Genomic DNA, 17,719 nt, shown 5'->3' with positions numbered 1-17,719 from the left:
GCGTACCGCAGCGTCGAGATCACCAGCGGCAAGGCCGACGACGGCCAGACCGACAAGCTGCGCGCCGACGTCGTCCGCACCGTCGACAACGGCCGGGCCGTGGTCGCCAACATCGCCGGCACCACCACCGACATCGACGGCGGCGTCCACTCCTTCGAGGGCGGCCACTACATCAGCGTTGTCGGCTACCGCGACAACGGCCACATCGTCAAGATCGCCGACTCGGCCAACCCCGACCAGGCCAGCTACGAAATCACCGTCGACAACCTCGCCGACTGGACCGCCACCCGCGGCTACGCCACCTCCTGACAACCACAACGACACAACGACAAGGGCCGGCCCCCACCCGGGGACCGGCCCTTTCGTCGTCGATCAGCCGCCGGAGTCGGCCAGCTCCGCGCCCTCGGGCACGGTGTCGTCGTCCCGGCTGGCCAGCCAGCCCTCGGGGAGGTAGACCTTGCCCGGGGAGTTCGTCCGGCCGCGCGGCTGGCCGAGCGTCGCCACCGGGAACGGCTCGGCCGGGTCGAGCTTGCCGAGCAGGTCGTCGAGCTGGGCCAGGCTGTCGATCATGGCGAGGGAACGGCGCAGCTCGCTGCCGACCGGGAAGCCCTTGAGGTACCAGGCGACGTGCTTGCGGAAGTCCGTGCAGCCGTCCCGCTCGCCCCGGGCCGGGTTCCGCGCCCCCGCCACGAACTGGTCGACCAGCAGCTCGGCGTGCCGCCGCATGGTCGCCGCCACCTCTCCGAGGGTGGGCAGCCGCCGCTCCGGCCGCCCGTCGAACGCGGCCTCCAGGTCGGCGAAGAGCCACGGCCGGCCCAGGCAGCCACGCCCGATCACCACCCCGTCGACCCCGGTGTGGGCGACCATCCGCAGCGCGTCGTCGGCCTCCCAGATGTCGCCGTTACCGAGCACCGGCACGTCGAGGGCCTGCTTGAGGGTGGCGATCGCGTCCCAGTCGGCGGTGCCCGAGTAGCGCTGGGCGGCCGTACGCCCGTGCAGGGCGACCGCCACGACTCCCGCGTCCTGGGCGGCGAGCCCGGCCTCGACGTACGTCAGGTGGTCGTCGTCGATGCCCTTGCGCATCTTCACGGTGACCGGCACCCCGGCCGGCGCGGCGGCGTCCACCGCGGCCTTCACCAGTCGGGCGAAGAGCCGGCGCCGCCAGGGCAGGGCCGACCCGCCGCCCTTGCGAGTGACCTTCGGGACCGGGCAGCCGAAGTTCAGGTCGATGTGGTCGGCGAGGTTCTTCTCCACCACGATCCGCACGGCCGCGGCGGTGATCTCCGGGTCGGTGCCGTAGAGCTGGAGGCTGCGCGGCTGCTCGTCGTCGCCGAAGGCGATCATGCGCAGGGTCTTCGGGTTCCGCTCGACCAGCGCGACAGTGGTGATCATCTCGCAGACGTAGATGCCGCCGCCCTGCTCCCGGCAGAGCCGGCGGAACCCGACGTTGGTGATCCCGGCCATCGGCGCGAGCACCACCGGCGGCCACACCTGGTGCTGCCCGAGGGTCAACGGACGCAGCGCGGGCAGGCTCGGGGCGGTCACCGGACAAGTGTACGGGGCCCCGACCGTGCTGGTCGGGGCCCCGTACACAGCTCAGCAGCCGGGGAGGCGCTCGATCAGGTAGCGCTCGACCTGGTCCAGGGAGATCCGCTCCTGGGTCATGGTGTCCCGGTTCCGCACGGTCACCGCGTTGTCGTCGAGGGTGTCGAAGTCGACCGTCACGCAGAACGGGGTGCCGATCTCGTCCTGGCGGCGGTACCGGCGGCCGATGGCCTGCGAGTCGTCGAACTCGACCACCCAGCGCTTGCGCAGGTCGGCGGCGAGGCCCTTGGCCTTCGGGGAGAGCGCCTCGTTGCGGGACAGCGGCAGGACCGCCACCTTGACCGGGGCCAGCCGGGGGTCGAAGCGCATGACGGTGCGCTTGTCGACGCCGCCCTTGGTGTTCGGGGCCTCGTCCTCGTCGTACGCCTCCAGCAGGAACGCCAGCACCGCGCGGGTGAGGCCGGCGGCGGGCTCGATCACGTACGGCATCCAGCGCTCGCTCTTGCCCTGGTCGAAGTACGACAGGTCGACGCCGGAGTGCTTGCTGTGCGTGGACAGGTCGAAGTCGGTGCGGTTGGCGATGCCCTCCAGCTCGGCGAACTCGCTGCCGCCGAACCGGAACCGGTACTCGATGTCGACGGTGCGCTTCGAGTAGTGGGAGAGCTTCTCCTTGGGGTGCTCGTAGAAGCGCAGGTTCTCCTCGGACAGCCCGAGGTCGAGGTACCAGTTCCAGCGCTCGGAGAGCCAGTACTCGTGCCACTGCTCGTCGGAGCCCGGCTCGACGAAGAACTCCATCTCCATCTGCTCGAACTCGCGGGTGCGGAAGATGAAGTTGCCCGGGGTGATCTCGTTGCGGAACGACTTGCCGGTCTGCGCGATGCCGAACGGCGGCTTCTTGCGGGCGACCGTCTCCACGTTCTTGTAGTTGACGAAGATGCCCTGGGCGGTCTCCGGGCGCAGGTAGTGCATGCCCTCGTCGCTCTCCACCGGGCCGAGGTAGGTCTTCATCAGGCCGTTGAACATCTTCGGCTCGGTGAAGGTGCCCTTGTTGCCGCAGTTCGGGCAGTTCAGCTCCGACAGCGAGGCCAGCGGCCTGCCGTGCTTCTCGGCGTACGCCTCCTCCAGGTGGTCGGCGCGGAACCGCTTGTGGCAGGACTGGCACTCCGTCAGCGGGTCGACGAACTCGGCGATGTGGCCGCTGGCCTCCCAGACCTTGCGGGCCAGGATGACCGCGGAGTCCAGGCCGACGACGTCGTCGCGCTGCTGGACCATCGTCTTCCACCACTGCCGGCGGACGTTCTCCTTCAGTTCCACGCCGAGCGGACCGTAGTCCCACGCCGACCGGGTGCCCCCGTAGATCTCACTGGAGGGGAAGACGAAGCCCCGGCGCTTGGCGAGGCTGACGACGGCGTCGATACGGTCGGCTGGCATGTTTCCTCCTACGCCGGCTGGCGGTCGGCGGGGGCGAGATGTGGATGGATCGGTCGGTTCGGGGACAACGGTACGACCGTACGGGCCCCGGGCCCAGCAGAATACCGGGGGCAGGGCCGACCACCCCCGCGAGCCTCCGATCGGCCACCGGGGCGGGTGGTCAGCTCACCCCGCAGACCTCCATGCCTCCGGTCTGCCCGTCGGCGGCGAGGGTGACCTCCTGGTCGCCCCGGTTGCCGCCGCTGAAGGTGACGGAGACCGGGACGGTGAGGGTGGTGGGGTCCACCTCGCCCACCCGGTACGAGTCGATCTGCGGCTCGGCGGCGGCCCGACGCTCGAACTCCGCCCGGGACTCGCGGCGCTGCGCGTCGTCGCAGAGCGTGTCGTACGACCTGCCGTACTTCCGCTCGACCAGCCCCTGGTAGTAGTCGTCGGTCACCGCGCGGCCCTGCTCCCGCACCGCCTGCACGTTGCTGATCACCAGGCCGACCATGGCCGCCCCGCCCCCGCCGCAGCAGAGCAGCACGGCCAGCGCCCCGACCCCGAGGCCGAGCCAGAGCCGGGCGCTGCGCCCCTCAGTCGGGGGCGCCACGAACGGCGGGGCCACCCCGGGTCCGGTCGGGGGCGCGGGCACCCCGGGCTCCGGGTGCGGCGGCGGCTCGTCCGGGCCGGGCGCCATGGGGTACGAGGGCGGACCGGCCGGTCCGGGTGCGGTCATAAGGTGCAGGGTAGTGCCCGGCGGCTCAGCGGTACGGGGCAGCGGCCCGATCACTGGGGTTCACCTCGACCGCCCCGCCGGGGGCCGCGGCGGCCAGCGCCTCGTACGCGGACGGCTCGTCGAGCGACTCGGCCAGCAGCGGCGTGGCGTGGACCTTGACGTCGAACCCGCCCAGCGCCCGCCGGTAGGCCCCGACGGACTCCCACTCGGTGACGAGGCACCAGTGGCGCGGGTCGTCCAACGCCCGGAGCAGTTCCCCGCGCAGGTAGCCGGGGCGGGCGGCGAGCGCGGCCAGGGCGGCGTGCGCGCGTTCGGTGAATGCGGGGGCGACGTCCTCGTCGACCACGAACCGGTTGGTGACCAGCACCGGGTCCTCCTCGTAGAGTCTGTGGGATGCAGCGTACGCAGCGCACTCTGCTGGGCCGGTTGGCCCGGGCGAACCCGACGACGATCTTCCTGGTCACGCTGGCGTTGGTGCTGGTGGCGCTGTTCACCCCGGGTGTGGTCGGCGGGGTGCTGCTGCTGGCCCTCGCCGCCGCCCTGGTCGCGCTGCTGCTGACCACCTGGGCGGTGCAGGCGCCGGCCACCCGGGTGATCCGGCTGGTGATGCTCACCCTGCTGGTCACCGCGGCGCTGACGAAGCTGCTCTGACCGCCGCGGTGCGGTGAACCGGCCCGCCCGAACGTGGCCCTAGCAGACACGTCGCTCGCATGCAAGCATGCGTTTTTGACAATCAATTTCGTTGTCACGGAGAGTTGGGGCATGAAGCTCCGCCGCTCCACCGCACGTGCCCTGGCCGCAGCGACCACCCTGATAGCCCTCGGCACCGTCACCGCCTGCGCGGAGGACGGCGCAGGTGCAGACCCGCAGCGGGTCGACGTGGCCGCCGCCTTCTACCCGCTCCAGTTCGTCGCCGAGCGGATCGGGGGCGACGCGGTCCGGGTGACGAACCTGACCAAGCCCGGCGCCGAGCCGCACGACCTGGAGCTCACCCCCCGCCAGGTCGGCGAGGTGAACCAGGCCGAGCTGATCATCTACCTCAAGGGCTTCCAGCCCGCGGTGGACGAGGCGGTCGAGCAGAACGGCGGCGACCGGGCCTTCGACGTCGCCGGGGTGCAGCCGCTGCTGGCCGGGAACGCCGGCGGGCACGACCACGACGGTGAAGAGGCCGGACACGGGGGTAGGGAGGCCCGGGAGAAGGACGGCGGCAAGGACCCGCACCTGTGGCTCGACCCGACCCGGCTGGCCACCGTCGGCGACCGGCTCGCCGAGCGGCTCGGCCGGGCCGACCCGGACCGCGCCGCCGACTACACCGCCCGGGCGGGTGCGTTGCGCGCCGAGCTGGAGACGCTGGACGCCGAGTTCGCCGCCGGGCTGCGGACCTGCCAACGCCGCGAGCTCGTGGTGAGCCACACCGCGTTCGGTTACCTGACCGAGCGCTACCAGCTCGACCAGGTCGGCCTCACCGGGCTGGCCCCGGAGAACGAGCCCTCCCCGCAGCGCCTCGCCGAGGTCGCCCGGGAGGCCCGGGAGCACCGGGCCACCACGATCTTCTTCGAGACCCTGGTCAGCCCGAAGGTAGCCGAGACCATCGCCCGCGAGGTGGGGGCGAATACCGCCGTGCTCGACCCGCTGGAAGGACTGTCCGCCGATCACGGCGGGGACTACCTTTCGGTGATGCGCACCAACCTGGCGACCCTGCGGACGGCGTTGAGCTGCTCATGAACGCGCCCGTCATCACCGTCACCGGCGGGACGGTCGGCTACGACGGCCGCCCGGTGCTGCGCGACGTCTCGCTGACCGTCACCGCCGGCGAGGTGGTCGCCGTCCTCGGCGCCAACGGCTCCGGCAAGTCCACCCTGATCCGCGCGGTGCTCGGACTGGTCCCGCTGCACGCCGGGTCGGTCTCGCTCTTCGGTGCCCCGCTGCGCCGGTTCCGGCAGTGGCAGCGGATCGGGTACGTCCCGCAGCGCCTCGGCGCCGGCGGCGGCGTCCCGGCCACCGTCCGCGAGGTGGTGGCCTCGGGCCGGCTGGCCCGCCGGGGCGTGCTGCGCCCGCCGGGCCGGGCCGACCGGGCGGCGGTCGACGCCGCGCTGGTCGCCGTCGGCCTGGCCGACCGCGCCGGCGACCCGGTGGCCACCCTCTCCGGCGGCCAGCAGCAGCGCACCCTGATCGCCCGGGCCCTGGCCGGCGAGCCGGAGCTGCTGGTCCTCGACGAGCCGACCGCCGGGGTCGACGCCGCCAGCCAGGAGGCGTTCGCCGGGGCGCTGCGCGGCTTCGCCGACGGCGGCGGGACGGTGCTGCTGGTGGCCCACGAGCTGGGGCCGCTGCGACCGCTGATCAGCCGGGCCGTGGTGGTGCACCACGGCGGGATCGCCCACGACGGCGCGGTCCCCGAGCCGGCCGGCCACCACGCCGACCCCGACCACGACCACGTGCACCCGCACGGACCCGACGAGCCCGCTGGGCTGTGGAGCAGTTGAGCATGGAGCTTTTCCAGTACCCGTACATGCAGCGCGCCCTGATCGGCGCGCTGGTCATCGGCCTGGCCGCCCCGGCGCTCGGCATCTACCTGGTGCAGCGCCGGCTGGCCCTGATCGGCGACGGGGTCGGGCACGTGGCGCTCACCGGCGTCGGCGCCGGGCTGCTGCTCAACCGCTCCCCGGTGCTGGTGGCCGTGGTCGTGGCGACGCTCGGCGCGATCACCATCGAACTGGTCCGGGCGCGCGGGCGCACCTCGGGCGACCTCGCGCTGGCGCTGCTGTTCTACGGCGGGATCGCGGGCGGGGTGACGCTGGTCGGGCTCTCCGACGCCACCAGCGCGAAGCTCAACGCGTACCTGTTCGGGTCGCTGACCACCATCTCGCCGCAGGACCTGACCACCATCGTGGTGCTCGGCGTGGCGCTCCTGGTCACCATGCTGGCGCTGCGCCCGGCGCTGTTCGCGGTCTGCCACGACGAGGAGTACGCCCGGGTCGCCGGGCTGCCCGTGCGGACGCTGAACATGCTGCTCGCGGTCGGCACCGCGGTCACCGTGACGATCGCCATGCGGGCCGTCGGGGTGCTGCTGATCAGCGCCCTGATGGTGGTCCCGGTGGCCACCGCCCAGCAGGTCACCCGGGGCTTCCGCAGCACGATGGCCGCGGCGATGGCGCTCGGGCTGTTCGCCGCCGGCTCCGGGGTCTGGGTGGCCGCCAACGCCGACACCGCCCCCGGCGCGTCCGTGGTGCTGCTGGCGATCGCCTCGTTCCTCGTCGTCGCGGTTGCCGGCGCCGGCTGGCGGGCGGTGCGCCGACGCCGGACGACGGCCGGGACGGCGGTCGTCGAGCCGCCCGAGGTGGTGCTGCGTTGATCCTGCGTCCCGGCGGCCCGGTGGGATTGGTTACCGTTACAAGGTGACCGGCGGATCAGGATACGAGGCGTACGAGGACGCAGGTGAGCTGCTGCGCGCCCTCGCGGCCCCGATCCGGCTGGCGATCGTGAGCGAACTGGCGCAAGGTGAACGGTGCGTGCACGAACTGGTGGAGAAGCTCGGGGCGACGCAGCCGCTGGTCTCGCAGCACCTGCGGGTGCTGCGGGGAGCCGGCGTGGTCCGCGGCTCCCGGCGCGGGCGGGAAATCGCGTACGCGCTGGTCGACGAGCACGTCGCGCACATCGTGGCCGACGCGGTCAGCCACGCAGGGGAGGCATCGTGACCGAGGGGAACCCCGTCCGGAACACCCGGCAGCGCTCGGCGGTGAGCGCGCTGCTCGCCGAGGTCGAGGGGTTCCACAGCGCGCAGGACCTGCATGCCATGCTCCGCGAGCGCGGCGAGCGGGTGGGGCTGACCACCGTCTACCGCACCCTCCAGGGGCTCGCCGACGCGGGCGAGATCGACGTCATGCGCCCGCCCGGCGGCGAGCACCTCTACCGGCGGTGCAGCGAGGGCCACCACCACCACCTGGTCTGCCGGGCCTGCGGGCGCACCGTCGAGGTGGCCGGGCCGACCGTGGAGGTCTGGGCGGAGCGGGTGGCGGCGCAGCACGGGTACGCCGACGTCAGCCACACCCTGGAGATCTTCGGCACCTGCCCGGCCTGCGCCGGCTGACCTCGCCCGGCCCCACGGCCCCACCGCCGTACCGCGCCGGCCGGATCGCGTCCGCGCCGGCCGGGAAAACCGACCCGTGCCGGGCGGGTCGGGCCGTGGCACGCTGTCCGGCGTGAAGATCTACGCCGATCGCTTCCCGACCGCCGTCCGCCAGTTCCTGACCGACCTGCTCGTCGCCGTCTGGGTGTACGCCGCGATCCGCTTCGCGCTCTGGGTGCACGACCTGGTGCAGAAGCTCGCCGTACCCGGACAGAAGCTGGAGGGGGCCGGCGGCGGCCTCGCCGACAACCTGGCCGACGCCGGCGGCAAGATACGCCGGGTGCCGCTGGTCGGCGACGAGCTGACCGCCCCGTTCACGAAGGCCGCCGACGCCGCCCGGTCGATGGCCGAGGCGGGCCGGGACCAGCAGGAACTGGTCGGCCAGCTCGCCCTGGCGCTCAGCATCGCGGTGCTGGTGTTCCCGCTCGGCCTGGTGCTGTTCGGCTGGCTGCCGCTGCGGCTGCGGTGGATGCGACGGGCCGCCTCGGCCAAGGCGCTGGCCGCCGTCCCGGCCGGGCGGGACCTGCTGGCCCTGCGGGCGCTGGCCGGTCAGCCGATCGCCAAGTTGACCCGGATCGCCCCGGACGTGGCCGATGCGTGGCGGCGCGGCGACGACGCCACGGTCGAGGCGCTCGCCGCGCTGGAGCTGCGCGGACTCGGGCTCCGGGGTGGCCGCTAGGGTGGTCCGGTGCTCTACTTCCTGATCGTCGTCGCCGTGCTGCTGCTGGCCTACGCCGCCGTGCTCGTCAGCTTCGTCCGCCGGGGCCGCAAGATACCGCCGGCGGCGTACCTGGTGCTGGCGGCGCTCAACGGGCTGATCCTGGCCTCCGTGCTGGCCTGGGCCATCGCCCGGTGAGCCCGCGCCGGCCCGGGGCACTCAGCTCCGGACGGGCCCCCTGCCGCGCCACGGGCGTCGGCAGGGGACCCTGCCTCGTCACTCGGGGCGGGGGATACGGCGGCGGACGTCCTGGGCGGTGGACGGGCCGGGGGTCCAGCGGGCCACCCAGGGCAGGTCGGCCGGCGGGGTGATCACCCCGTCCTCCAGGGCCGCGTACCGGCCGGCGAGGATCCGCTTCGCCGCCGCCACGTCGACGGAGTCGGTGTTCGCCCACAGGCCGGTGAACAGGGCGTCGACCCGCAGCCGGGCCTGGCGGCAGAACAGGTCGGCCAGCTCGACGTTCTCCGGGCGGGTGTCCTTCTCCGCGTACGCCCGGACGCAGACCGCGGACATCGCGAACAGCTCCGCGCCGATGTCCACCACCCGGCCGAGGAACGCCTGCTTGCGCTCCATCTTGCCCTGCCAGCGGGACATCGCGTAGAACGTCGACCGGGCCAGCTTGCGGCTGTGCCGCTCGACCTGGCGCAGGTGGCCGGCGAGCGGGCCGAACTCGGCGTACGCCCTCGGCGCCTGGCCCCGGCCGACGGCGAGGGTGGGCAGCCACTTCGCGTAGAAGGCCCCGGCCCGCGCGCCGGCCTTCGCCTTGCGCCCGAGCCCCGCGTCGGGGTCGATGATGTCCCCGGCGACCGAGAGGTGGGCGTCGACCGCCTCGCGGGCGATGAGCAAGTGCATGATCTCGGTGGAACCCTCGAAGATCCGGTTGATCCGCAGGTCGCGCAGCATCTGCTCGACCGCGGCCGGGCGCTCGCCCCGGGCGGCCAGCGAGTCGGCCGTCTCGTAGCCGCGCCCGCCCCGGATCTGGAGCAGCTCGTCGCCGATCTTCCAGGCCATCTCGCTGGCGTAGAGCTTGACCAGGGCCGCCTCGATCCGGATGTCGTTGCGGTCGTCGTCGGCGAGCAGGCAGCACAGGTCCAGCATGGTCTCCATGCCGTACGTGGTGGCGGCGACGAACGAGAGCTTCTGCGCGACGGCCTCGTGCTCGCCCACCGGCCGGCCCCACTGGACCCGGTCGGCGGCCCAGTCCCGGGCCACGTTCAGTGACCACTTCCCCGCGCCGACGCACATCGCCGGCAGCGACAGCCGCCCCGTGTTCAGCGTGGTCAGGGCGATCTTCAGCCCCTTGCCCTCGCCGCCGATGACGTTCCCGCTCGGCACGAACACATCGTGGAACCGGGTGAGGCTGTTCTCCAGGCCGCGCAGGCCGGTGAACTCGTTGCGCCGCTCCACAGTGATGCCCTCGGCGTCGCCGTCGACGACGAAGGCGGTGATCCCGCCGCGCCGCCCCTCGGCGGCCGGCACCCGGGCCATCACCACCAGCAGGGTGGCCACGGTGCCGTTGGTGGCCCACAGCTTCACCCCGTTGAGCCGGTACCCGGCGCCGTCGGCGGTCGGCTCGGCCGTGGTGGCCAGCCGTGCCGGGTCGGAGCCGACGTCCGGCTCGGTGAGCAGGAACGCCGACACCTCGCCGGCGGCGAGCCGGGGCAGGAAGCGCTGCTTCTGCTCGTCGGTGCCGAACATCTTCAGCGGCTGCGGGACGCCGATCGACTGGTGGGCCGACAGCAGCGCGCCGATCGCCGGGCTGACCGACCCCGCCAGCATCAGCGCCCGGCAGTAGTGCAGGTTGCTCAGCCCGAGCCCACCGTGGGACCGGTCGATCTTCATGCCGAACGCGCCGAGCCGGGCCAGCCCCTGGAACACCTCGTCGGGAATGTGGGCGTCGCGCTCGATCGCCGCCCCGTCCACCTCGGACTCCAGGTACGCCCGCAGCCGGCCGAGGAACTCCCCGGCCCGGGCGTCCTCGGCCGGGTCGGTACGCGGCCAGGGGTGGATCAGGTCGATCCGGAGCCGGCCGAGGAACAACTCCTTGCCGAAGCTCGGCCGGTCCCACGCGGACTCGCGGGCCGCCTCGGCGACCTGCCGGGCCTCCTTCTCGGACACCTGACCGGCCTCCGTCGGCAGCGCCCCCGCGCCCCCGGCGGCATCGACGGCGGCGGCGTCGGCAGTGGCCTCGGCGGCGGGGCCCGGGACGGCCGGGGCCGGATCGTCGATCGGCGCGACCCGGCCGGTGGGGCCGCCCGCCGGGGCTCCCTCCGCCGGGTCGGGCGTGGGTCGGCTGTTCTGCGTCGTGGTCACGGCTGCCCCCTCGAACCTCGGTCCGGATGCGTCAACGCGCTCGACAAAAAGCAACGCTACCCCCGGCTGTTACCCAGGGGTAGCGTCGCGTGCACCTCGGATTCCTCCCAGCGTCCGCGCTGGTCGACGGGATCAGCCGCCGGAGAGCACCTGCGGCTCGTCATCATCGTCGTCGATGTCGTCGTCGCCCCAGTTGCGGCGGGCGAACGGCAGGACCACCCAGAAGGCCAGGAACCACGCCGCCGTGATCCCGGTGAGCAGGAAGGCGATGCCCCGGTCCAGCACGAAGTCGGTGATCAGCAGGACCGCGCTGACCATCGAGATGAGCATGAAGGCGAGCCCGCCACTGGCCATCCGGTGGGCGAACCGGACCAGCTCCGGCTTGCGCCCCTGCCGGAACAGCGCCCGGTGGAAGGCCACCGGGGAGATGATCATCGTGGTGGCACCGGCCGCCGACAGCAACGCGACGATGTAGACGTCTCTCTGGAACTCGCTGGTGTGCGTGAAGCCGTTGCTGAACGGCAGGGTCAGCAGGAACGCGAACAGGATCTGCACGCCGGTCTGCGCGACCCGCAATTCCTGGAGCAGGTCGGCGAAGTTGCGCTGCCAGCGCTGCTTCTCGGTTTCCTTCGACACGCGCTACCTCCGGGTGACGGTACTGCCGGCGGGATCCATCCCGCCGGCAGCATCGGCTTTGCCCCGTCGGGCGAACGGCGAAACCGACTCACGACCGCACCCCGCCCGCCGCGGTCAGGACCCCCGGCGGATACGCCCGGCGTACCGGGCCTCCAGCTCGTTGTTGTGCTCGTCGCCGCCGGTGATGTTGGCCGACAGGTAGACCGGGGGCCGCTCACCCGCCGCGAGCAGTCGGGACACCACCTCGACCGTGAGCTGCTGCGCCAGCAGGGCGGCGGTGATGGAGGAGACCGCGCCGACCGCGCCGCCGCCAGGCAGCGGCAGGGTCGCGTCGCCGTACGGTGCGCCGTTGTCCAGCACCACGTCGGCGAACTCGGCCAGCTTCCGGCCGGACGGGTGGCGGGACGTCATCCGTGCCGAGTGCTGCGTCGAGGTGATCGCGACGAGGCCGTGGCCGCGCTCCTTCACGAGGGCGGCGAACTCCACGATCGCCCCGTTGACGCCGGAGTTGGAGGCGACCACGAAGACGTCCGACGGGCGGACCGGGGCCAGCTCGTAGAGGCGGTGGGCCACCGCCGGGTCGCGCTCCAGCAGCGGGCCCAGGACGTCGGCCGGGGCCCCGCCGTGCAGCACGAGGTCGCGCAGCGCGATCCGGTTGGTCGGCACCAGGCCGCCGGCCCGGCCGGCGATCTCCATGGCGAGGGCCTCGGAGTAGCCGGTGCCGAACGCGTGGACCACCCCGTCGGCGCGCAGCGCGTCGGCGACCAGGTCGGCCGCCCGACCCACCGCCTCCCGTTGGCTGGCCGACACCCGGTCGATCGTCTCCGTCACCACCGCGAGGTAGTCCTCGGCGCTCACCGTCATGTTCTCCTTCGTCCGTCGGTTGCGGGCCAGCCAGTCCACCGCGAAGTCGACCGCCGCCCGCTGGCGCATCGACCTGCCCGTCCCGTCGCCGACCGGGCCGATCCGGACCGCGCCGGTCGCCTCCAGGTCCGCCCCGAGCCGGGGGAAGTCGGCCGAGTCGACCGCCACGTCCTCCCACCAGGCCCAGTCCTGGCCGCCGTCGCGGGTGCGAACCGCCGCGCCCACCCGTTCCCTCGGCGGGGCGGCCTGCCGGTACTCCGCCAGGTGCAGCGACGTGTTGCAGCCGTGGTCGACGCCGAGCAGCAGCACGTCGGCGTCCAGGTCGTACAGCCGGCCCAGCGGCGAACCGGGGCCGAGCATGTCGGCCAGCGGGTGCCCGGCCACGATCTCCTCGGCGGCGGGCCCGAGCGCGGCGAACGAGACGTGCGGGTGGTCGCTGCGCCGGGCCCCCGGCCAGCCCCGGACGGTCTCGGCCAGCGCCCCCATAAACCGGCTCTGGGTGACCGCCGGGTCGAAGCCGGGAGTCTCCGCGCGGATCACCGGCCACCAGTCCGCCGGCACCGGCGGGTTGCTCCACCCGGCCGGGTCGCTGTTCTCCGGCGTGTGGGTCGGCACCACCAGCGTGCCCTCGGGGCCGAGCACGTCGCGCAGGGCGAGGGCCACCGCCTGCGGGCCGCCGCAGACGAATCCGAGGGCCCGCAGTCCGGCGTGCACCAGCACGATGCCGCCGGGGCGTACCCCCAGGTCGTGGAGCTGCACGGCGAGCGACGCGCGGGTGTGCGGCCGGGCCGCCGCGACGCCGCCGCCCGCCGCGCCCGACGGACCCGGGACGGACGACGGACCCGGGGCGGACGGCGGCGGGGCGGGGGTCACCGCGCGGTGCCCGTGCGGGCCAGGATCGTCTCGGCGAGCGGACCGGGCGCCTCGTCGGGAATCCAGTGCGAGACGCCGGGCAGCTCGACGAGGCGGTAGTCCCCGGTGACGTGGGCGGCGCACGCCTCGGCGGCGGTGCGGCCGATCGCGATGTCCCTGCTGCTCCACACGAACGCGGTCGGCACCGGCACCGGCCCGACCGCCGCGAGGTCGGCCCGCGACATCGCCCGGTACCAGTTCAGCGCGGCGGTCAGCGCGCCCGGCTCGCGCATCGGCTCGGCGTACCGGGCCACCCGGGCGGCGTCGCCGACCCCGCCGAGCAGCTTGCGCAGGGCGGCGGCCCGCAACGCCAGCAGGACCTTCTCCGCCTTGCCCGGCTTGCGGAACAGGGCGATGTACGACGAGCGGGCCTTCTGCTCGGTGTCCGTGGCCAGCGCGTGCGCCATCGCGGCGGGGTGCGGGACGGACACGGCGGTGAGGGTGCGCACCCGGTCGGGGTGGCTCGCGGCCAGCCCCCAGGCCACGATCGAGCCCCAGTCGTGCCCCACCACGTGCGCCGCGTCGACGCCCAGCGCGTCGAGCAGGGCCGCCGCGTCGGCGACCAGCTCGGGAAGCCGGTACGCCTCGACCGCCCCGGGCCGGGCGAGCGGCGAGTAGCCGCGCTGGTCCGGCGCGTACGTGCGCAGCCCGGCGGCGTGCAGCGCGGGCGTCACCTCGTCCCACTCGCCGCCGTGCTGCGGGAAGCCGTGCAGCAGCAGCACCGGTTCGCCGTCGGCCGGCCCGCCGGTGCGGACCTCGAACGTCAGCCCTCGCGCCTCCACCTGCATGATCGGCAGCCTACCCAGCGGGACCCGGGCTCACTCGTACCGGTTTCGCGGGGCGGGCACCTCCCGCCGGGACTCCACGGCCAGGTACGGGATCTCGGTGTCGTTGACCGGGTCCCGCCCGACCCGGTCGCTGTACCGGCCGGTGGCCTCGCCCCGGGTGTCGTTCGGCAGGCCCGAGGGGCACGTCGCCGGGCAGGCCCGGGGCCGGGTCGACGAAGTACGGCGAGATGACGGTTTCCGCACCGGGGATGAGCTGCGATTGGCTCACATTGCCCGGCGATCTTCCGAGGTGTTAGCGTCGGCGAGACAACTTCATATCCGACAGGGGAGCGCACAGCGCTGAGAGTGCGGGCACCGCCCGCAGACCCTCGAACCTGATCTGGGTAATGCCAGCGCAGGGAGTTCGGTCGACCTCCAGCCGCGCCGCCGTCCGGTAGCCCGGGCGCGGCGTGCGTCTTCTCCTGGTTCACTCAGAACTGGGAGCCATCACATGAACCACACCGACAGCAACCGCTGGCGCACGATCGACATCGTGGTCGCCTCGGTGATCGCGGTCGCCTTCGGCGTCATCTTCTGGGCCTGGGGCCTGGTCTGGAGCGCCACCGAGGGGGCGTTCGCGTTCTTCCCGCCCGCACAGACCCTGCTCTACGGGGTCTGGCTGATGCCGGCCGTGGTCGGCGGCCTGGTGATTCGCAAGCCGGGCGCGGCCCTGTACTGCGAGACCGTCGCCGCCGTCCTGTCCGCCCTGCTGGGCAGCCAGTGGGCCGGCACGGTGATCCCGCAGGGCATGGTCCAGGGCATCGGTGCCGAACTGGCCTTCGCCGCGTTCCGGTACCGCTCGTTCCGGCTGCCGACCGCGCTGCTCGCCGGGGCGCTCACCGGCCTCAGCGCCGCCCTGTTCGACTTCCTCGTCTGGAACGCCGAGTACGACCTGACCAGCTACCGAATCCCGTACGCCCTGCTCACCATCGTCAGCGCCACGGTCGTCGCCGGCGCCGGCGGCTGGGCCCTCACCCGCGCCCTGGCCGGCACGGGCGTCCTGGACCGCTTCCCCGCCGCCCGCGACTACCGCGCCCCCGTCTGACCGTGTTGATCAAGAGGCTTGCGTCAGCCGAACCCGTTCTCCGGACGCAAGCCTCTTGATCAACCAGGCTGTTCGGGTGGGGGGTTGAGGGGGTTGGTGTGGGTGGCGTCGGGATGCGGGGGTTCGGGTGGCGGCATGCCGGGCGCCGGGGCTGGGCGGTGCGGGGGGTGGACCTGCGCGTCGAGCGTGGCGAGCGGGTGCTGCTGCTCGGGCCGTCGGGGGCGGGCAAGAGCACCCTGCTGGCCGCGCTGGCCGGGCTCCTGCCCGAGGACTCCGGCGAGCAGGAGGGCACCGTCGAGGTCGACGGGGTCGACCCGCGCGCGAACCGGGAACGGGTCGGCATCGTCTTCCAGGACCCGGAGACCCAGCTCGTCATGGCCCGCTGCGGCGACGACGTGGCCTTCGGGCTGGAGAACCGGGGCGTACCGGCCGAGGAGATCTGGCCCCGGGTGGACGAGGCGCTGCGCCGCGTCGGCTTCCCGTATCACCGGGACCGGCCGACCGCCGCTCTCTCCGGCGGTGAGCAGCAGCGGCTCGCCCTGGCCGGGACGCTCGCCCTGCGGCCGGGCCTGCTGCTGCTCGACGAGCCGACCGCGAACCTCGACCCGGCCGGGGCGGCGCTGGTCCGCCGCGCGGTGGCCGACGCGATGGACGAAGACACCACGCTGATCCTGGTCGAGCACCGGGTCACCGAGGCGTTGCCACTGGTCGACCGGGTGGTGGTGCTGGAACCCGGCGGCGGGGTACGCGCCGACGGGCCGCCGGAGGCGGTCTTCGCCGCCCACGGCGACGCCCTCGCCGCCGAGGGGGTCTGGGTGCCCGGCCGGACCGTGCCGCCCCGGCACGCCGCCGCGGCTCCGGGTGACCTGTTGATCACCGCCGACCGGGTCGCCCTGCCGCCCCGCCTCGCCCCGATCGACCTCGCGGTACGCGCCGGCGAGGCGCTGGCCGTGCTCGGTCCCAACGGCGTCGGCAAGTCCACCCTGGCACTGCTGCTGGGCGGCCTGCTCCGGCCGGGGGCCGGCCGGGTGGCGGCGACCGGGGAGCTGGCCGGCGGGGATGCCCGGACTCCCCCGTACCGCTGGCGGGCCCCCGCCCTGGCGGGCCGGATCGGGTCGGTCTTCCAGGACCCGGAGCACCAGTTCGTCACCGGAACTGTCTTCGACGAGCTGGCCCTCGGGCCACGCCGCACCGGCCGGCCCGAGACCGCCGTCCGGGCCACCGTGGACGGACTGCTGGATCGGCTGCGCCTGGCGGCGCTGGCCCGCGCGAACCCGTACACCCTCTCGGGTGGGGAGGCCCGGCGGCTGAGCGTGGCAACCGCCCTCGCCACCGCGCCCCGGCTGCTGGTCTGCGACGAACCCACCTTCGGTCAGGACCGACGGACCTGGCTTGAGCTGGTCGACCTCTTCGCCGAGCTGCGCGACGCCGGGCACGGCGTGGTCACCGTCACCCACGACCCGGACTTCGTCGCGGCCCTGGCCGACCGGCGGATCACCGTGACCCGCGAACCGTCGGCGGCAACGTGACCGACAGGAACGGCGAACCGGCGGGCGGCGTGACCGACAGGAACGGCGAACCGGCGGGCGGCGTGACCAGCGCGTCCGGCGAGGTGGTGGAGGCCACGTGATCAGCATCGAACCGGTGGCGACGCCAGGCGCGCCGCTGGCCCGACGCAACCCGGTGGCGAAGGTCACGGCGGCGTTGGTCTTCTCGTTCACCCTGCTCGCCACCCTGGACCCGGTCGCCCCGGCGATCGCCCTCGTCATCGAGCTGGCCGTGCTGCCGCTGTTCGGCATCCGGTACCGGGTACTCGCCCGGCGGGCCGCGCCGCTGCTGCTCGGCGCGGTCGGCATCGTGGCCACCCTGGTCCTCTTCGCCGCCGATCGCTCCGGCCGGGTGCTGGTCGACGCGGGGCCGGTGCTGGTCACCACCGGGGTGCTGCTGACCGCGCTCGGGCTGGCGCTGCGCATGCTGGCCGTGGCACTGCCCGGCGTGATCGTCTTCGCCACCACGGACCCGACCGACCTGGCCGATGCGCTGATCCAGAACGCGAAGGCACCGGCCCGGTTCGCGATCGGTGCGCTGGCGGCGTTCCGGCTGGTGCCGTTGCTGGGCCAGGAGTGGCAGATGATCAGCATGGCCCGGCGGGCACGCGGGGTCGACGCCGGGCGTAATCCCCTGGCCCGGATGCGGCTGTTCGTCTCGACCGCGTTCGCGCTGCTGGTGGGGGCGATCCGGCGCGGCACCCGGCTCGCGGTGGCGATGGACGCCCGCGGTTTCGACGCGGGCACCCCACGCACCGTCGCCCGGCGGCAGCGGTTCCGGGCCGCCGACGGCCTGCTGGTCGCCGGGGCGGCGGCCCTGGCCGGGGCCGCGCTGGCGGTCAGCGTCGCGGTGGGCGCGTTCCGCCCACTGATCGGCTGACCGCCCCGCTGACCGGCAGACTGAGCTGCTCCGGTCCGGGTGCGTCTGTTGTCGCTGGAGCGGCGCACTCGGCAGGGCGTGTGTCGAAGTGCGAAAGACGCACAGCCACGTCTCCGGCAGCAGGCAAGCCTGATCGGTACCGATCGAAACCGACCCC

The 17,719-nt window shown here is 73.8% G+C and carries 21 protein-coding genes, 1 pseudogene and 1 riboswitch; of the genes and pseudogenes, 12 read left to right on the top strand and 10 right to left on the bottom strand.

Going from position 1 to position 17,719, the window contains the following annotated elements:
• The coding region (locus ABT023_RS19120) for a C39 family peptidase (RefSeq protein WP_350887300.1) at positions 1-309 on the top strand (309 nt) is incomplete at its 5' end.
• A gap of 63 nt (positions 310-372) precedes the next feature.
• On the opposite strand, the gene dusB is transcribed toward ABT023_RS19120, so the two are convergent.
• From dusB to ABT023_RS19100, 4 genes are all read right to left on the bottom strand, one after another.
• A complete protein-coding gene (gene dusB, locus ABT023_RS19115; RefSeq protein WP_350887298.1) occupies positions 373-1,545 on the bottom strand; it encodes a tRNA dihydrouridine synthase DusB in 1,173 nt (390 codons plus the stop codon).
• A gap of 51 nt (positions 1,546-1,596) precedes the next feature.
• A complete protein-coding gene (locus tag ABT023_RS19110) occupies positions 1,597-2,976 on the bottom strand; it encodes a glycine--tRNA ligase (RefSeq protein WP_350887295.1) in 1,380 nt (459 codons plus the stop codon).
• A gap of 160 nt (positions 2,977-3,136) precedes the next feature.
• Positions 3,137-3,610 carry a hypothetical protein gene (locus ABT023_RS19105; RefSeq protein WP_350887331.1) on the bottom strand — a complete coding sequence of 158 codons (474 nt, stop codon included), beginning with the start codon at positions 3,608-3,610 and terminating at the stop codon, positions 3,137-3,139.
• A 109-nt stretch (positions 3,611-3,719) separates the two neighbouring features.
• Complete coding sequence (locus tag ABT023_RS19100) at positions 3,720-4,061, bottom strand: antibiotic biosynthesis monooxygenase family protein (RefSeq protein WP_350887292.1); 342 nt, start codon at positions 4,059-4,061, stop codon at positions 3,720-3,722.
• A gap of 26 nt (positions 4,062-4,087) precedes the next feature.
• Between ABT023_RS19100 and ABT023_RS19095 the strand changes: the two genes are divergently transcribed.
• The 8 genes from ABT023_RS19095 (at position 4,088) to ABT023_RS19060 (ending at position 8,676) form a co-directional block, all read left to right on the top strand.
• A complete protein-coding gene (locus ABT023_RS19095; protein WP_350887290.1) occupies positions 4,088-4,345 on the top strand; it encodes a hypothetical protein in 258 nt (85 codons plus the stop codon).
• 111 nt (positions 4,346-4,456) lie between these two features.
• Positions 4,457-5,419 (top strand): metal ABC transporter substrate-binding protein, encoded by a 963-nt coding sequence (locus tag ABT023_RS19090; protein ID WP_350887287.1) that lies wholly within the window; start codon positions 4,457-4,459, stop codon positions 5,417-5,419.
• Positions 5,416-6,177 (top strand): metal ABC transporter ATP-binding protein, encoded by a 762-nt coding sequence (locus ABT023_RS19085; protein ID WP_350887284.1) that lies wholly within the window; start codon positions 5,416-5,418, stop codon positions 6,175-6,177. The genes ABT023_RS19090 and ABT023_RS19085 overlap by 4 nt, the downstream gene beginning before the upstream one ends.
• 2 nt (positions 6,178-6,179) lie before the next feature.
• The gene (locus ABT023_RS19080; protein WP_350887282.1) at positions 6,180-7,046 is read left to right on the top strand and encodes a metal ABC transporter permease; all 867 of its coding nucleotides are present in this window, start codon (positions 6,180-6,182) and stop codon (positions 7,044-7,046) included.
• Positions 7,047-7,089: 43 nt separating this feature from the next.
• A complete protein-coding gene (locus ABT023_RS19075; protein WP_161691876.1) occupies positions 7,090-7,389 on the top strand; it encodes an ArsR/SmtB family transcription factor in 300 nt (99 codons plus the stop codon).
• Positions 7,386-7,781 (top strand): Fur family transcriptional regulator, encoded by a 396-nt coding sequence (locus ABT023_RS19070; RefSeq protein ID WP_350887279.1) that lies wholly within the window; start codon positions 7,386-7,388, stop codon positions 7,779-7,781. Before ABT023_RS19075 ends, ABT023_RS19070 begins: the two co-directional genes overlap by 4 nt.
• Positions 7,782-7,893: 112 nt before the next feature.
• A complete protein-coding gene (locus ABT023_RS19065; protein ID WP_350887276.1) occupies positions 7,894-8,499 on the top strand; it encodes a hypothetical protein in 606 nt (201 codons plus the stop codon).
• A gap of 9 nt (positions 8,500-8,508) precedes the next feature.
• Positions 8,509-8,676, top strand: a complete 168-nt coding sequence (locus ABT023_RS19060; protein WP_350887274.1) for a hypothetical protein — start codon at positions 8,509-8,511, stop codon at positions 8,674-8,676.
• A gap of 78 nt (positions 8,677-8,754) precedes the next feature.
• Here the strand turns inward: ABT023_RS19060 and ABT023_RS19055 are convergent, their stop codons facing one another.
• The 6 genes and pseudogenes from ABT023_RS19055 to ABT023_RS19030 all read right to left on the bottom strand — a co-directional run bounded on the left by ABT023_RS19055 (position 8,755) and on the right by ABT023_RS19030 (position 14,294).
• Positions 8,755-10,851: an acyl-CoA dehydrogenase family protein gene (locus ABT023_RS19055; RefSeq protein ID WP_502890715.1), complete on the bottom strand. Its 2,097-nt coding sequence runs from the start codon at positions 10,849-10,851 to the stop codon at positions 8,755-8,757.
• Between the two features lie 132 nt (positions 10,852-10,983).
• The gene (locus ABT023_RS19050; protein ID WP_350887271.1) at positions 10,984-11,487 is read right to left on the bottom strand and encodes a DUF6328 family protein; all 504 of its coding nucleotides are present in this window, start codon (positions 11,485-11,487) and stop codon (positions 10,984-10,986) included.
• A gap of 114 nt (positions 11,488-11,601) precedes the next feature.
• Positions 11,602-12,351 carry a sugar isomerase domain-containing protein gene (locus ABT023_RS19045; RefSeq protein WP_350887325.1) on the bottom strand — a complete coding sequence of 250 codons (750 nt, stop codon included), beginning with the start codon at positions 12,349-12,351 and terminating at the stop codon, positions 11,602-11,604.
• A 39-nt stretch (positions 12,352-12,390) separates the two neighbouring features.
• Positions 12,391-13,065 (bottom strand): annotated as a pseudogene (locus ABT023_RS19040) (AAC(3) family N-acetyltransferase); the annotation flags it as partial.
• Positions 13,066-13,220: 155 nt separating this feature from the next.
• On the bottom strand, positions 13,221-14,051 hold the full coding sequence (locus ABT023_RS19035) for an alpha/beta fold hydrolase (RefSeq protein ID WP_350887269.1): 831 nt from the start codon (positions 14,049-14,051) through the stop codon (positions 13,221-13,223).
• A 30-nt stretch (positions 14,052-14,081) separates the two neighbouring features.
• Positions 14,082-14,294, bottom strand: coding sequence for a hypothetical protein (locus ABT023_RS19030; RefSeq protein WP_350887266.1), 213 nt, complete (start codon positions 14,292-14,294; stop codon positions 14,082-14,084).
• A gap of 70 nt (positions 14,295-14,364) precedes the next feature.
• A riboswitch (TPP riboswitch) is annotated at positions 14,365-14,470 on the top strand.
• A gap of 71 nt (positions 14,471-14,541) precedes the next feature.
• Between ABT023_RS19030 and ABT023_RS19025 the strand changes: the two genes are divergently transcribed.
• The 3 genes from ABT023_RS19025 (at position 14,542) to ABT023_RS19015 (ending at position 17,562) form a co-directional block, all read left to right on the top strand.
• Positions 14,542-15,135, top strand: coding sequence for an ECF transporter S component (locus ABT023_RS19025; RefSeq protein ID WP_350887264.1), 594 nt, complete (start codon positions 14,542-14,544; stop codon positions 15,133-15,135).
• A 113-nt stretch (positions 15,136-15,248) separates the two neighbouring features.
• Positions 15,249-16,664 (top strand): ABC transporter ATP-binding protein, encoded by a 1,416-nt coding sequence (locus ABT023_RS19020; protein ID WP_502890714.1) that lies wholly within the window; start codon positions 15,249-15,251, stop codon positions 16,662-16,664.
• Positions 16,665-16,761: 97 nt separating this feature from the next.
• Positions 16,762-17,562 carry an energy-coupling factor transporter transmembrane component T family protein gene (locus ABT023_RS19015; protein ID WP_350887258.1) on the top strand — a complete coding sequence of 267 codons (801 nt, stop codon included), beginning with the start codon at positions 16,762-16,764 and terminating at the stop codon, positions 17,560-17,562.
• Positions 17,563-17,719: the final 157 nt, after the last annotated feature.

This window comes from Micromonospora sp. NPDC002296, from assembly GCF_040296145.1.
Taxonomy (GTDB): Bacteria; Actinomycetota; Actinomycetes; order Mycobacteriales; family Micromonosporaceae; genus Micromonospora.
Note: the sequence above shows the minus strand (reverse complement) of the source record. Positions and strands in the feature narration are given on the sequence as shown.